Here is a 15,055-nt window from a genome sequence, read left to right as displayed (position 1 = left end):
GGAAATCTGAAATAGACGGCAACGTTGGAACGGTCGCAGACTGCTGGCATGAGCGAACACACCACTCTCGTGTCCCGGCACATCACCAGCGACGGCGTCGTCACGTGGACGCGCTGCGCCTGCGGGCGGCTGCGGATGGACCTCGTCCCCACCGGCGGCGGCCAGGGGCTCGCCGCCGGGCCGTGCCCGCACCGCGCGGTCAGCCCTCGTCGAGCGTGAGTTCGTAGTGGAGCGTCCGGTACCGCTTCAGCCTGTGGGCCAGCGGCACCGCGAGGCCCTGCAGGAGGGGGTGCTTGCGGGCCAGCAGCCTGCGGATCGGCCGCGCCTCCTCCTCGGTGAGCAGGCGGACGCGGCCGTGCGCCGCCGGGCCGGTGGCCTCGCCCCGGAGGGTGCTCGGCGCGATCTCCACCTCCGGGTTGCGCGCCAGCCGCTTCGCCTTGAACGCCTTGTCGTAGGTGCGGAAGTAGGCGCGGTCGCCGCGGACGACGACGCTCACAGGCGTCCCGACCGGCGTCCCGTCCCTGCGGTAGCTCGTCAGCAGGACGGTGCGCTGCTTCCTCAGAGTCTCAAGCGTCGATTTCGTGTCCATACCCGGGAGACGTGAGGCCCGGCGCCCGATGTGACATCACCGCGAGCGGAGGGCCGCCGCCTCGGAGGCGAGCTTGCGGACGCGGTCCCAGTCGCCGTCGCGGATGGCGTCCGCGGGGGTGAGCCAGGAGCCGCCGACGCATCCGACGTTCCCGAGCGCGAGGTAGTCGGCCGCGTTCCGCAGGCCGACCCCGCCCGTGGGGCAGAACCGGATCTGCGGCAGCGGCCCGCCGAGCGCCTTCAGGTAGGCGGCGCCGCCCGCCGCCTCGGCCGGGAAGAACTTCATCGCCGTGATCCCGCCCTCCAGCAGCGCGATCGCCTCGGAGGCGGTCGCGACGCCCGGCAGGAACGGCAGCCCGGTCGCGACCATCGCCGCCTGGAGGCGGGGCGTGCAGCCGGGGCTGACCAGGAACCGCGCCCCGGCGGCGGCCGAGCGCTCGGCGTCCTCGGGGCGGACGACCGTCCCCGCCCCCACCACCGCGTCCGGGACCTCGGCGGCGATCCGCGTGATCGCCGCCAGCGCGGACGGCGTGCGCAGCGTCACCTCGATCACCGGGAGGCCGCCCTCGACCAGGGCGCGGGCCAGCGGGACGGCGGCCTCCTCGTCGTCCAGCACCACGACGGGGATGACGGGCGCGAGGTCGAACAGGTCTTCAGCGATCATGCGGGCTCCAGGTGGGGCAGGCTCTGCGCGAGCCGGACGGCGGCGCCGACCAGGGCCGGGCCGGGATGGACGATGAGCGAGGTCGGGATGGCGCGCATGTAGTCCTCGACGGGGGGCTTCCCCTCGAAACGGGCACGGAACGCGCTGCCCTGCAGCACGTCCACGATCCGCGGCAGGATGCCCCCGCCGAGGAAGACGCCGCCCCGGGCGCCGAGCGTGAGGGCGACGTTGCCCGCGAGCGACCCCAGCAGCGCGCAGAACATCTCCACGGCCTCGCGGTTCAGCGGGTCGTCCAGGTCCTCGCTGATCTGCCGCGGGGTCAGGTCGCGCGCCGGCGCGCCGTCGATCGCGGCGAGGTAGCGGCGGAGGCGGGCGAGACCCGCCCCCGACAGCAGGAACTCCGCGGTGGCCGAGCCCTTCTCGGCGCGCAGCAGCCGCGCCGCCGCCGTCTCCCGGTCGGTGGCGGCCGGGACGTCGACCTGGCCGCCCTCACCCGGCAGCGGCACCCAGCCCGACGGCGTCGGAACGAGCCCGGCGACGCCGAGGCCCGTGCCCGGCCCGACCACGGCCAGCGGCGCGCCGGTGTCCGCGGTTCCCGCCCCGACGGGGACCAGGTCGTCCTCGCCGAGGCGGGGCAGGGCCAGGGCGAGCGCCTCGAAGTCGTTGATGACCTCCAGGTGCGCCATGCCGAGGTGGGCGCGCACCGCCTCCGGGCTGCCCTTGGGCCAGCCCGCGTTGGTGAGGTGGAAGGTGCCGTTCGTGACGGGCCCCGCCACCGCCAGGCACGCGGCCGCAGGACGCACGCCGACCATGTCGAGGTAGGCGGCCGCGGCCTCCGCCAGGCCCGGATGGTCGCGGGTCGGCAGCGACCTGACCTCGGACGGGACGCCGTCCGGACCGTCTACCAGCGCGAACCGCGCGTTCGTCCCGCCAACATCCGCGACCAGCCAGACTCCAGGCTGTGTTTCCTGTGGGGGGACGACCCCCCACACCCCCCGCTTCGCTCCGCTCGTCATGAGAGCACCCCGGCCCCGCGCTCGGCCGGGCCCACGGCATGGCGGAACACCTGGAACAGTTCCCGTCCCGTGCCGTAGGTCTGGTCGGGCGGCGGCGCGGCGGCCTCGCGGACGGCGAACTCCTCGTCGGGGACGAGGACCTCCAGCACCCCGGCGTCCGCGTCGAGCCGGACGACGTCGCCGTCGCGGACGCGGGCGAGCGGCCCGCCCGCCGCGGCCTCCGGCGACACGTGGATCGCGGCGGGCACCGCCCCTGAGGCGCCCGACATGCGACCGTCCGTCACCAGCGCGACGCGGTGCCCACGGTCCTGGAGCACCGACAGCGGCGGGGTGAGCCGGTGCAGTTCCGGCATCCCGTTGGCGCGCGGGCCCTGGTTGCGGACGACCGCCACCACGTCCCGGTCCAGCTCGCCGGCGGCGAACGCCTCCTGGAGGGCCTCCTGCGAGTCGAACACGCGGGCGGGGGCCTCGATGGCGCGGTGCTCCGGCCGGACCGCCGACACCTTGACGACCGCCCGCCCCAGGTTGCCGCGCACCGTGTGCAGGCCGCCGTGCGAGTCGAACGGCTCGGCGACCGGGCGCAGCACCTCGGTGTCGCCGGACTCTCCGACCGCCGCGCGCCATTCGACCTTGCCGCCGACGAGCTCGGGAACGTTCCGGTACGCCGCGAGGGTGTCGCCCCCGACCGTCCTCGCGTCCTCGTGCAGGAGCCCCGCGTCGATCAGCTCGCCGATGAGGAACGCGGTGCCGCCCGCCGCGTGGAAGTGGTTCACGTCGGCGGTCCCGTTGGGGTAGAGGCGGGTGAGCAGCGGCGTGACCTTGGACAGCTCGTCGAAGTCGTCCCAGGTCAGCTCGATGCCCGCCGCGGCGGCCATCGCCACCAGGTGCAGCGTGTGGTTGGTGGAGCCGCCGGTCGCGAGCAGCGCCACGACCCCGTTGACGAACGCGCGCTCGTCGAGCAGCTCCCCGATCGGGGTGTAGCCGTCGCCGAGGTCCGTGAGCTTGAGGACGCGCCTGCCGGCCGCCTCGGTCAGGGCCTCGCGCAGCTTCGTCCCGGGCGGGACGAAGCTGGCCCCCGGCAGGTGCAGCCCCATGACCTCCATGAGCAGCTGGTTGGAGTTGGCCGTCCCGTAGAAGGTGCAGGTGCCGGGCGAGTGGTAGGACGCGGCCTCGGCGGCGAGCAGCTGCTCGCGGCCGATCTCCCCCGCCGCGAACCGCTTGCGGACCTTCGCCTTCTCGCCGTTCGGCAGCCCCGACGCCATCGGCCCGGCGGGTACCAGGAGCACCGGCAGGTGCCCGAACGACAGCGCCCCGATCACCAGCCCCGGGACGATCTTGTCGCAGACGCCGAGCAGCAGCGCGCCGTCGAACATGTCGTGCGACAGCGCCACGGCCGTCGCCATCGCCACCACGTCCCGGCTGAACAGCGACAGCTCCATGCCGGCGCGGCCCTGGGTGATGCCGTCGCACATGGCGGGGACGCCCCCGGCGAACTGCGCCGTCCCGCCCCCCGCGCGGATCGCCGCCTTCAGGACGTCCGGGTAGTCCTGGAGCGGCTGGTGCGCGGACAGCATGTCGTTGTACGCCGACACGATCGCGATGTTGGGCGTCACGTCGCCGCGCAGCCACAGCTTGTCCTGGACGCCGCAGGCCGCGAAGCCGTGCGCGAGGTTCGCGCACCCCATCCCGCCGCGCACCGGGCCCTCCGACCGGGCGGCCCGGATCCGGTCCAGGTAGGCGCCGCGGGATCCGGCGCTCCGCTCGACGACGCGCCGGGTCACTGCCGCCAGCACGGGATGCACAGCCATCAGAAGCTCCAAGCCCAGGGGGATCGCTGGATCACCAAGGTAGCGAGACATAGGTCACCCGTTCAACAGGACTTATGAACTTTGAATGACAAAAGTCTGGAAGTTCTCCCAACTGGACGTACCGAAGCCCTGACTGCTTGACTGACCGGATGCCCCGCCCCGTCACCCGTCCGGCCACCGGCGGCGACATGCTGCGCCTGATCCGCGAGGACGGCGTCGCCACCCGCGCCGAGCTGGGCCGCCTCACCGGGCTGTCCCGTCCCGCCGTGGCGTCCCGCGTCGCGGCGCTGATCTCGCGCGGGCTGGTCGTCGAGCGCGCCGACGGGCCGTCCACCGGCGGGCGCCCCCCGGCCCGGCTGGAGTTCAACGCCGCGGGCGGCGCCGTCCTCGTCGCGAACCTCGGCCAGTCCCGCGGCCAGCTCGCCGTGTGCGACCTCGCCGGCACGGTCCTGGCCCGCGCCGACGGGCCCCCGGCGGAGACGACCCCGGGCAAGACGCTTCCGCGCCTGTTCGACCAGTGGGCGTCGCTCCTCGACGCGTCCGGCACCGACCCGTCGACCGTCCGCGGCGTCGGCCTCGGCGTGCCCGACGCCGTCGAGCACGTCGCCGGGCGCTGGGACGCGGTCGAGATCGGCGCGCCGGTCGCCGAGCGCTTCGGCGTCCCCGCCTACCTCGACAACGAGGTCAACGCCGCCGCCCTCGGCGAGCACCAGGCCCATCCGGGCGTCGGCGACCTGCTGTTCGTCAAGGTCTCGACCGGGATCGGCGCGGGCATCATCGCGGGCGGCCGTATCCAGCGCGGCGCGCTCGGCGCGGCCGGGGAGATCGGGCACGTCCCCGTCCCGTTCCCCGGCGAGGCGCCCTGCCGCTGCGGCAACGTGAACTGCGTCGAGGCCGTCGCCGGCGGGACCGCCCTGCTGGCCCGCTCCCCCGCCGACGACCTGCCCGCCCTGGCGGCCCTCGCCCGGGCCGGCGACCCCGCGACCGTCGCCCTGCTGCGCGACGCCGGCCGCCGCATCGGCGAGGTCGTGGCCACCGCCGTCAACCTGCTCAACCCCGCGGTCGTCGTCCTCGGCGGCGACCTCGCGGGCGCCGACGAGCCGCTGATCGCCGGCCTGCGAGAGATCGTCTACCGGCGCTCCACGGCGCTGGCGACCCGGGACCTGCGGATCGAGCCGAGCCGCCTGGGCGAGGGCGCGGGCCTGGCCGGCTGCGCCGCCATGGTGCTGGACAACATCCTCTCCCCCGGCGCCGTGGACGCGGCCGCCGCCGGCGCCTGAGAGGCGGGAACCGCAGGCGAGAGCGCGGCCGCCCTTTTCGTGCGCGACGGGGCGTTAGCACAACCGCACGGCGCGTCGCCAGCGGCCGGTGTGGCAGTCATCGGCCATGAGGTGTCCGGAAACCGGACCGCAACCCGGCACGAAAAGGCGATCATCGATTCCGGGTGATGGCAAACTCGACATTTCCCCCCATTGCGGGAACAACGCCGGAAAAGATCGTCACTCTCTGCACACGCGTCACATGACATATTTCCCATCAGGTAAGTCTTTTCTACCGATCAAGTGGATGCCGGACAGAACTCGTGCTCTAGCGTTTCCGGATGATTCGTGGTTACCGTGTCCCTGCTCGACGAAAGTTACATCCCATTGCTTTTCCCGGCTTTTGATCACAAAAGCCGACACGTTCCATAGCAAGCGCCGGCGACCTGGACGGTCGAGCGGAAAGAGAGGACGAGCGGAGATGGCGGACTTCCATTTCAGTGTCCTGTCAGGGGCGTCCGCCGCGGACGACGGCGACACCCGCCTGCTCGACGTCCTCGACCGGGCGCTCGCCGCCGCGGCCGGCCCGGTCCGGTGGACGACGGTGCGCAGCGGCATGTGGGCCCAGGTGCGCCCGCGGAACGCCGAGTGCCCCCAGCAGGGCTGGAAGCTGCACGTCTCCGCCACGCCGGCGTCGGCCGAGCAGGTGCTCGCCCGCTCGCTGCCGGTGCTGCTGGCGGGCCGCTCCCTCTTCAAGTTCGCCGCCACCCGCGACCTGGTCGCCGCCTTGAACGCCCGCAACACCTCGCGCGGCCATTCCGGAAAGTTCATCACCGTCTACCCGGTGGACGACGACGAGGCCGTCCGGCTCGCGGCGGAACTGCACGTGGCGACCGCCGGCCTGCCCGGCCCGCGCATCCTCTCCGACCGCCCCTACGGGCCGGGGAGCCTCGTCCACTACCGCTACGGAGCCTTCGTCGAGGTGCGGCGGATCACCAACGACGGGTTCTACGCCTGGGTCATTCTCGACCCCGACGGCAATCCCGTGGAAGACCGCCGCGGCGCCACCTACGCGCCGCCTCCATGGGCCGTCTGCCCATTCCCCCAGGACGTTCCGCCGACGCAGAGCGAGAACGGCGCGGACGCGACCGGCGGGACCGAAAACAGCCGAAATAGCACAGCCATCAAGAATGGCACGGAGAAGGGGAAAGGCGTTCTGATCGGATCGCGGTTCACCGTCCACGAGGCGATCCGCCACACCAACAAGGGCGGCGTGTACCGGGCGACGGACAACGAGACCGGCGAGGCGGTCGTCATCAAGGAGGCGCGCCCGCACGTGGACGTCGACGCGAAGGGCAGGGACACCCGCGACCGGCTGCGGACGGAGGACCGCGTGCTCAGGGCGGTCGAGACCCTGGGCTTCGCGCCGCGCCCGGTCGAGCTCTTCACCCAGAGCGGCCACCTCTTCCTGGCGCAGGAGATGATCCCGGGCATCTCGCTGCGGCAGTGGATCGCGGACGTGATCGGCGACGCGGGTTGGGGCCCCCACCTCACCCCGGCCCTGGAGATGGGCCGGCGCCTGGCCGAGCTGATGGCGAACGCGCACCGCGCCGGGCTCATCGTGCGCGACTTCAACCCGAGCAACATCATCGTGCGCCCCGGCGGCGCCCCGGTGATGATCGACCTGGAGCTGGCCCTCACCCGGGACGACACCGAGCGCGAAGGGATGCGGGTGGGCACCCCCGGCTACAGCGCGCCGGAGCAGATGGACGGCGCCGCGCCGGCCCGGTCGGCCGACTACTTCGCCCTGGGCGCGACGCTCTGCCACGTCCTCACCGGCGGACCCCCCTACCTCCTGGAGGAGAGCCCCCCGGCCAGGTCCCTGAACGAGCGCCTGGCGGAATGGCTGGCCGCCCGCACCCTGGACCTCGACCTGCCCGACGGGCTCGTCCCGCTCCTGCTCGGCCTGATGGCCGACCGGCCCGGCCACCGCTGGGGGCCGCCGAGGGCGCGGGAGGAGCTGGCCAGGATGGCCCCGGAGCGCGAAGGCGGAGGCCGCGAGGCCGGCGGCGTTCCGGCGGGCCGGCGCGGCGGCGCGCCGCGCACCGTCCGCACCCCGTCGCTGCAGGGGCAGTGCAGGCTCTCCATCGCCGGGATCGTCGACCAGCTCATCGCCACCATGACCCCGGAGTCGGCCGAGACGCTGTGGCCCGCCTCGTGCGTCCACGGCGCCCCCGACCCCTGCAGCCTCCAGCACGGCGCCGCGGGAGCGCTGGGCGCGCTGACCCAGTGCTACGAGGTCGGCGCCGACCCGCGCCTGGCCGAGGCGATCAGCGACGCGGGCCACTGGGTCCTGCGGCGGCTGGACAGGGACGGCGACCGGCCCCCCGGGCTGTACTTCGGCACGGCGGGCGCCGCGTGGGCGGTGCTGGACGCCGGCCTGGCCCTGGACGACGGCGAGCTGGTCGACGGGGCGCTCGCCGTCGCGGAGCGGCTGCCGGAGGCGGTCCCCAGCCCGGACGTGACGCACGGGACGGCCGGCCTCGGCTTCGCGGCCCTGCACATGTGGGCCCGGACGGGGCGGGCGAGGTTCGCCGAGCGGGCGGTCGCGGCCGCCGACGCCCTCGCCGCGACCGCCGAGGAGCGGGACGGCGGGCTCGACTGGAGCACGCCCGCCGAGATCGAGTCCAAGCTCGCCGGACGGCGCTACTACGGATTCGCGCACGGCGTCGCGGGCGTCGGCGCCTTCCTGCTCGCCTGCGCCGAATCGGTCGGCGGCGACGCCCACCGGGCGCTCGCGGCCGGCGTCGGGGAGACGCTGCTCGACACCATGATCGACACAGGGCGGTCGGCGATGTGGCCGGCGAACTCGGGGGACATCGCCACCGCGCCGTACTGGTGCCACGGCTCGGCCGGCATCGGCGGCTTCCTCGGCCGCCTCGGCCAGGCCACCGGGGAGCGGCGCTTCCGCCGGGCCGCCGAACTGGCCGCGCGCGCGGTGATGGACAACCGCTGGCGCGCGACGCTCGGGCAGTGCCACGGCCTGTCGGGCAACGGCGACTTCCTGCTCGACCTGGCCGCCCTCACCGGCGACGAGCGCTTCCGGGAGGACGCGTGGCGGCTCGCCCGCATGGTCCTGGCCAACCGGGCGCATCGCGGCGGGCGGACGGTGTTCCCCGACGAGCAGGGCAACGTCTCGATCACCTGGGGGGACGGACTCAGCGGCGTCCTCGGCTTCCTGGTGCGCCTCCAGCACGGCACGCCGCGCCAGTGGACGGCCGACGAGGCCGCCGGATCCGCGGCCCCCGAGCCGACGACCGCCGGGCGGGCCTCATGACCGCGGCCCTGCCGGACCTTCCGCCCGTGCCGAGCCGGTTCGGCTTCGCCTTCTCGGCCGACGGCCGCTGGGCCACCTGCCTGCGGTCCGCGCAGGACAGCGTCGTCCTGGAGCGCTGGGACCTCACGTGGCCCGCCGTCAACCCGGGGCCGTCCCTGCGGACGCTCGACGACGCCGCCCTCCCGGACGGGGCCGGCCCGGGCGGCGGGATCATCGACCGCCGCTGCGGGGCGCTGCCGCTGAACGACGGCCGCGTGCTGGTCGTGCGGCCCGCCGTCGGCGACCACGGCGAACCCGCCGGCCACGGGACCCTCGTCCTCGCCGAGCCGACCTCCGCCGGGCTGAGGCCCGTCCGGTCGTGGCCGGTGCCGGAGATGCTCGCCGGGTTCCTGCTGGCCTCTCCGGGGCAGGCGCAGACCGCGCTGCTCGTGGCCGTCGAGGACGAACGGCACTCGCGCATCTGGCGGGTGTCGCCCTCGTCCCCCGTCCTGGAGCCGGTGCTGCGGATCCCCGGCGTGCTGTCGGGCGGCGTCTGGGCCGACGAGGGCCGCACCCTCGCCCTCGACCACGACGGCGCCGGGCACCGGACCGAGGGGATCCTGGTCGACCTGCGCGAACGCACCTGGCAGCGCTTCTGGTCGGTGTCGGACACCACCGGCGACCGGATCGCGGCCTACAGCCCGCGCTCTGGCGCCCTCGCGGTGACCACCACCACGCCGGGCGCCCAGCAGCGGGGCGCGCCGCAGATCGGGCTGCGCCTGCCCGGCGGCGGCCCCGTCCGGTTCCCCGAGAACCTCAACCGGTCGGCCGCGTACCGGACCCCGCTGGCCTTCGACGCCTCCGGCGAGCGGCTGCTCGTCCGGGAGATCGCCGGCGCCGCCGCGCGCCTCGCCGTCTACGCCACCGGGGACGACCGGATCACCCCGGTCCCCGGCCCGCCGGGCATGCTCTGGCCGCCCGCGCACTGGGGCGGCGACGGCCGTGTCCACGTCCGGTTCTCGGCCCCGCACCAGCCGCCGACCCTCGCGACGGTGCGGCGTCCCGCGCCCTCCGGCTGGGACCTGGCCGCGCATCCCTCCGACGGCGCGGCGGCCTGGCGGGGCGCGGAACTCGTCGAACTCTCCGGACCGGCGGGGCCCATCGAGGCGATCGTCTACGGCGGCCCCGGCTGGCGCACGCGGCCCCGGCTGGTGCTGGCCCTGCACGGCGGACCGCTGTCGGCGTGGCGGTACGAGTTCGAGCCGCTCTTCCAGTACCTGGCCGCCGCGGGCGCCGCCGTCGTGGCCCCCAACTACCGGGGCAGCACCGGCTACGGCGACGCGCACCTGCGGCCGGTCATCGGCGACTGGGGCGGCCCCGACCTCGACGACGTCGTCCACGTCGCGGACGCGCTCGCGGAGGGCCGCGGCACCGCGCTGCCGCGCCCCGTCGTGCTCGGCGGCAGCTACGGCGCCTTCCTGGCCCTGCTCGCGGCCTGCCGCCGGCCGGACCTGTGGTCGGGTTGCGTCGCGCTCGCGCCGTTCACCTCGGCGGCCGGCCTGCACCGCACCGCCAACGGAGCGGTCAGGGATCGCGTGTCGCGGCTCAGCCGCCTCGACGCCCACGACGAGCAGGACGCCGGGCGCGACGTCCTGCGGGCGTGCGATGCGCTGACGGCGCCGCTGCTGGTGGCGCACGGCGTCCGGGACGAGGCCGTCCCGGTCGAGCAGTCCAGGGCGCTGCGCCGCCGCCTCCTCGAACTCGGCAGGACCGAAGGAGTCGACTTCGACTACCTGGAGACCGCCGGCGACCACCACGAGGTCGTCCAGGCCTGGTCCCCGGTCCTGCGTGAAGCGGTGGTCCGCTTCTGCCTCACGGCGGGGCGGGCCTTGGCCCTCGACAAGGAAGGGAGGTGAAACGCATGAACACGTTCGACGGCGACCTCGTGGCCGCTCTGCAGGAGCTGCCCGAGACCGACCCCGTGGAGATCGACGGCATCCAGCTCGGCGGCACCTGCGCGTGTGTCGGCCTGCTGACGCTGCTCAACACGATCTGCATCGGCATCTCCTGCGCCTGATCAGCGCAGCCCATGCGGAACCCGGGACCCCTGAATGAACCCCGGCCCGCAGAACCCCGGTCACGGACCGGCCACGAGCCGGTCCGTGACCGGACCCACTTACGAGTGTAGAAGACATCCCCCGGAAGCGAACGGAGTCGTGGCGCGTGGCCCTCACCGGCACATCGGGCGACTCCGCGGCACTGCGCGCCGGAGGCCGGCGGCTCCTGCGCACGGCGATGGCCCGCTTCCGGGCGGCGATGGGCGTGCTGGTCCTCCTCGCCATCGTCCGCGTCGCCGCGACGCTGGCGACGCCCGTCATGCTCGCCCGGGCGGTCGACGCCGCCCGCGCCCAGCAGGACGTCGGCGCCTCCGCGGCGTGGCTCGCGCTCGTCCTGGCCGCGGCGGCGGTCGCCACCACCGGCGAGGACGTGCTCGGCTCCTACTGCGGCAGCGACGTCACCGCCTGGCTCCGGCACCGGCTGCTGCGGCACGTGCTGGCCCTCGGACCGGAGGGGCGCCGGCGCTTCCCCGCGGGGGACGTGCTGTCCCGGCTCACCGAGTCCGCGTCGGGTCCGGCGGCGTTCCCCGTCCTGCTGCTGTCGGCCGCCGCCGCGCTGGCCACCACCGCCGGCGCGCTGGCCGGCCTGGCCCTGATCGACTGGTGGCTCGCCGCCGCGTTCGCGGCCGGGGTGCCGCCGCTGCTGGTCGCGCTGCGGGTGTTCGTCGTCCGGGCCACCGAGCCGTTCGCCCGCTACCAGGCCTGCCAGGCGGCGATCGCGACGCGGCTGCTCGACGCCCGGCAGGGGATTCGGACGATCCGGGCGAGCGGCACCGCCGCCGCCGAGGCCCGCCGCATCCTCGCACCGCTTCCCGGCCTCGGGCGGGCGGGCCGGGAGACGTGGGCCGTGCAGGGCACGGTCAGCCGACGGCTCGCGCTGCTGGCCCCGCTCACCCAGGTCCTGGTGGTCGGCGTCGCGGGCGTCCGCCTGGCCACCGGCGACATCACCACCGGTCAGCTCGTGGGCGCCCTGTCCTACGCGGCCCTTGCCGTCGCGGCGGCGTCGGTGTTCGACACGGTCGTCGCACTGCTCAACTGCCAGGTCGGCGCGGGGCGGATCAACGAGATCCTGATGGCCGTCCCGGCGGTGCGGCCCCCCGAACGGCCGGTGCGGCTGCCGGACGGGCCGGGCCGGCTGCGGCTGCGCGGCGTCACCGTCCGGCTCGGCGGCCGCGCCGTCCTCGACGGACTCGACCTCGACGTGCCGCCCGGGACGACGCTCGCGGTGGTCGGCACGTCCGGGACGGGCAAGAGCGTGCTGATGTCGACCGTCGGGCGGCTCCTCGACCCCGACGAGGGGGTCGTCGAACTCGACGGCGTCCCCGTCACCGCCGTCCCGCTCGCGGAGCTGCGGCGCGCCGTCGCCTACGCCTTCGAACGCCCCGCCCTGCTCGGCGCGACCGTGCGCGAGACGATCGCCTACGCCCGCCCCGCCGCGACCCGCGCCGAGGTGCACCGCGCCGCCCGCGACGCCGTCGCCGACGCCTTCATCCGGGTCCTCCCCAACGGATACGACACGCCCCTCGACCGCGTGCCCCTGTCCGGAGGCGAACTGCAGCGGCTCGGCCTGGCCCGCGCCGCGCTCGCCGACGCCCGGATCGTCCTCCTCGACGACGCCACCAGCAGCCTCGACACCGCGACGGAGATGAAGGTGACCCAGGCGCTCCGGCAGATCCTCGCCGGGCGGACCAGCCTCGTGGTGGCGCGCCGCCCCGCGACCGCCGCCCGCGCCGACCTCGTCGCCTGGCTGGACGCCGGACGCGTCCGGGCGCTCGCCCCGCACACGGAGCTATGGGCCGACCCGGACTACCGCGCCGTCTTCTCCACCGGGACGGCCTCATGACGGCCCCGCCCGCCGCGCGCCTGCTGCACCGCCACCTGCGCGGCCAGTGGCCCGCGGTGCGCCGCCTCGCCGCCTGGTCGGCCGTGGAGTCCCTGCCGATGTTCGCGTCCGGGCTGCTCCTCGCCCGCGCCGTCGACCAGGGGTTCCTCGCGGGCCGCACCCTGACCGGCCTCGGCTGGCTGGCCGTCCTCGCGGCCCTGTACGCGGTCGGCGCGTTCGCGACCGGGCGGGTCTACCCGTGGCTCGCCGCGACCGTCGAGCCGCTGCGCGACTCCCTGGTCATCGAGGTCGTCGCGGCGGCCCTCCGCCGGATGGCCGACCGGGCCCCGGACGCCGCCGGCGCGGGCGTCTCCCAGGTCACCGAGCAGGCCGAGGCCGTCCGGGCGCTGGTGGGGACCGCGCTGCGCAACGTCCGCCAGCTCCTGTCCGCCGGCGCCGCCGCGCTCGTGGGCCTGGCCCTGCTGTCCCCGCCGCTGGCCCTCGTCATCTGCGTGTCGGTCGCGCTGGCCCTGGCGGTGTACGCGGCGTTCGTCGGCATGCAGATCCGCCGGTACCGGGCGGTCATCCGCCAGGCCGAACGGATCGGGGAGGCCGCCGCGACCGTCGTCCACGGCGTCCGCGACGTCACCGCCTGCGCCGCCGAGGACCGCGCCGCCGCCGCGGTGGGCGAGGTCGTGGACGCACAGGCCGAAGCCCTGCGCGCCTACGCCCGCACCCGCTGGGTCAGGCTCCCCGTCCTCGCGCTCGGCGTGCACCTGCCCCTGCTCTCCCTGCTCGTCCTGTCGCCCTACCTGACCGCGCACCACGGACTCACCGCCGGGCAGATCGCAGGCGGCGCGGGCTACCTCGTGACGGGACTCCAGCCGGGCATCACCGTCCTGGTCGACGCGGGCGGCACCCTCCTGCTCAGCCTCGCGGTGGTCCTGGGCCGCCTGGCCGAGGTCTGCGCCGTCCCCAAGGCCCCGCCCCCCGGCACCGCGACGGCCGAATCGTCCGGCATCGAAGCCGACCACGTGACCTTCGCCTACTCCCCGCACGCCGCCCCGGTGGTCGAGGACCTGTCCCTGCACGTCCCCGAGGGCACCCACCTGGCCGTGGTCGGCCCCAGCGGCACCGGCAAGTCAACCCTGGCGAACCTGCTCACCGGCCTCCTGGAACCCCAGAAAGGCAGGATCACCCTCGGCAAGGTCCCCCTCCCCCGCCTGGACCCGGCCCACCTGCGCGCCTCGATCACGCTGATCCCGCAGGAGAGCTACGTCTTCGCCGGCACCCTCCGCGAAAACCTGACCTACCTGAGCCCAGAGGCCTCCACCCCAGCCCTAGACGAAGCCGTAGCCGCCGTAGGCCTCGGTGACACAGTCCAGCGCCTGGGCGGATACGAGGCCGACATCCCACCCGGCGGGGGCGGCCTCTCCCAGGGGGAACGCCAACTCATCACCCTGGCCCGCGCCTACCTGTCCCCGGCCGCGGTCATCGTCCTGGACGAGGCCACCAGCCACCTGGACCCGGCGACCGAGGCCCGCGCCGAACAGGCCCTGGCAGCCCGCGGCGGCACCCTGATCGTCATAGCCCACCGCATAACCTCCGCCGAACGAGCCCACCAGGTCCTACTGATGGACGGCCCCGTCCCCACCCTCGGCACCCACGAGACCCTCCTGACCCGCAGCCAGACCTACGCAGAACTAGTAGGCCACTGGCACACCTGACCAGAGGCCCCTAAAGATCCAGTTCGCCGCGCCGAATCCGGGCGACCAAACCGCCAAACGCCCGGGAGCCGAGGTCGAGATGCGGACCGTTCGGGTCCTTGGAATCCCGTACGCCGACGCCCTGCCCCAATCTCGCCAACTCAACGCAGGCTTCATCATTGACGCCGCCGCTGTACGAACTCTTCCGCCACTTCGTCAAGTCAGATCCTTCAGCTTCCGCTCTATCAGGGACCTCGAATCGGACCGAGACAATGCCTCAGAGCCGATCTCATCGAACCGTACCCCGAGGGTGCGGACCTCGTCACCGGCCTCGATCAGCCGTCCGCCGATCTGCGCGCCCGCATACGCGATGTCCCTGGAACCGACGGTGAGGATCTGGAACGGTCCGTCGAACCCGGGATGCGCTCCAGCGGACAACGGGACGACACGGATGATGATGTGGGGCAGTTCGCCCAGCTCAAGCAATCGGCGGAGTTGGTCGCGCATGACGTCCACGCCGCCGACGAGGCGGTCCAGAGCCGCCTCGTCGACCAAGATCCATACTCGCGGCGGCTGGGCCTTGCTCAGGATCTCCTGCCGCTTGAGCCGAATCTCCAACGCGCCCTCGATGTTCTCGGCCCCCGCTCCGGCCAACAGAAGAGAACGCGCATACTCGTAGGTCTGCACCGGCACCGGAAGCGATTGACCGTGATAAACCTTGATCACTGCGGCCCCTGATTCATACTGTATGTACTGCTT

General features: G+C 74.4%; 13 protein-coding genes. 7 read left to right on the top strand and 6 right to left on the bottom strand.

Features of this window, described 5'->3' with window-relative positions; all coding sequences use genetic code 11:
* The first annotated feature begins 48 nt into the window (after positions 1-48).
* A complete protein-coding gene (locus K4S16_RS45365; RefSeq protein WP_200842446.1) occupies positions 49-219 on the top strand; it encodes a hypothetical protein in 171 nt (56 codons plus the stop codon).
* On the opposite strand, the gene K4S16_RS42590 is transcribed toward K4S16_RS45365, so the two are convergent.
* Genes K4S16_RS42590 through edd form a run of 4 tightly spaced genes read right to left on the bottom strand, consistent with a single transcriptional unit; the run spans position 200 to position 4,076 of the window.
* Positions 200-589 (bottom strand): PPOX class F420-dependent oxidoreductase, encoded by a 390-nt coding sequence (locus K4S16_RS42590; protein WP_149264815.1) that lies wholly within the window; start codon positions 587-589, stop codon positions 200-202. The two genes, K4S16_RS45365 and K4S16_RS42590, sit on opposite strands and share 20 nt — an antisense overlap.
* A gap of 36 nt (positions 590-625) precedes the next feature.
* A complete protein-coding gene (eda, locus tag K4S16_RS42585) occupies positions 626-1,252 on the bottom strand; it encodes a bifunctional 4-hydroxy-2-oxoglutarate aldolase/2-dehydro-3-deoxy-phosphogluconate aldolase (RefSeq protein WP_149264814.1) in 627 nt (208 codons plus the stop codon).
* On the bottom strand, positions 1,249-2,268 hold the full coding sequence (gene glk / locus K4S16_RS42580) for a glucokinase (RefSeq protein WP_149264813.1): 1,020 nt from the start codon (positions 2,266-2,268) through the stop codon (positions 1,249-1,251). Before glk ends, eda begins: the two co-directional genes overlap by 4 nt.
* Positions 2,265-4,076 carry a phosphogluconate dehydratase gene (edd, locus tag K4S16_RS42575; protein WP_149264812.1) on the bottom strand — a complete coding sequence of 604 codons (1,812 nt, stop codon included), beginning with the start codon at positions 4,074-4,076 and terminating at the stop codon, positions 2,265-2,267. Before edd ends, glk begins: the two co-directional genes overlap by 4 nt.
* Before the next feature lie 149 nt (positions 4,077-4,225).
* On the opposite strand from edd, the gene K4S16_RS42570 reads away from it, so the two are divergent.
* The 6 genes from K4S16_RS42570 (at position 4,226) to K4S16_RS42550 (ending at position 14,317) form a co-directional block, all read left to right on the top strand.
* Positions 4,226-5,356, top strand: coding sequence for an ROK family transcriptional regulator (locus tag K4S16_RS42570; RefSeq protein WP_149264811.1), 1,131 nt, complete (start codon positions 4,226-4,228; stop codon positions 5,354-5,356).
* Between the two features lie 460 nt (positions 5,357-5,816).
* Positions 5,817-8,672: a class IV lanthionine synthetase LanL gene (gene lanL / locus K4S16_RS42565; protein WP_200842445.1), complete on the top strand. Its 2,856-nt coding sequence runs from the start codon at positions 5,817-5,819 to the stop codon at positions 8,670-8,672.
* A complete protein-coding gene (locus tag K4S16_RS42560) occupies positions 8,669-10,567 on the top strand; it encodes a S9 family peptidase (RefSeq protein WP_149264810.1) in 1,899 nt (632 codons plus the stop codon). Before lanL ends, K4S16_RS42560 begins: the two co-directional genes overlap by 4 nt.
* Positions 10,568-10,572: 5 nt before the next feature.
* The gene (locus K4S16_RS45360) at positions 10,573-10,728 is read left to right on the top strand and encodes a VenA family class IV lanthipeptide (RefSeq protein WP_168221299.1); all 156 of its coding nucleotides are present in this window, start codon (positions 10,573-10,575) and stop codon (positions 10,726-10,728) included.
* Positions 10,729-10,874: 146 nt separating this feature from the next.
* On the top strand, positions 10,875-12,611 hold the full coding sequence (locus K4S16_RS42555; protein ID WP_149264809.1) for an ABC transporter ATP-binding protein: 1,737 nt from the start codon (positions 10,875-10,877) through the stop codon (positions 12,609-12,611).
* Entirely contained in the window at positions 12,608-14,317 is a 1,710-nt protein-coding gene (locus tag K4S16_RS42550; protein WP_149264808.1) for an ABC transporter ATP-binding protein, read from the top strand. The genes K4S16_RS42555 and K4S16_RS42550 overlap by 4 nt, the downstream gene beginning before the upstream one ends.
* A 10-nt stretch (positions 14,318-14,327) precedes the next feature.
* Here K4S16_RS42550 and K4S16_RS42545 read toward each other — a convergent pair whose 3' ends face one another.
* Together K4S16_RS42545 and K4S16_RS42540 are read right to left on the bottom strand one after the other, a co-directional pair.
* Positions 14,328-14,516 carry a DUF397 domain-containing protein gene (locus tag K4S16_RS42545; protein ID WP_149264807.1) on the bottom strand — a complete coding sequence of 63 codons (189 nt, stop codon included), beginning with the start codon at positions 14,514-14,516 and terminating at the stop codon, positions 14,328-14,330.
* A partial coding sequence (locus tag K4S16_RS42540) for a DUF5753 domain-containing protein (protein WP_235037434.1) occupies positions 14,513-15,055 on the bottom strand: 543 nt, incomplete at its 5' end. The genes K4S16_RS42540 and K4S16_RS42545, both read right to left, overlap by 4 nt.

The sequence above is a fragment of the Actinomadura sp. K4S16 genome (assembly GCF_008327685.1).
Lineage (GTDB): Bacteria > Actinomycetota > Actinomycetes > Streptosporangiales > Streptosporangiaceae > Spirillospora.
This window is presented reverse-complemented; position numbering and strand designations above follow the sequence as displayed.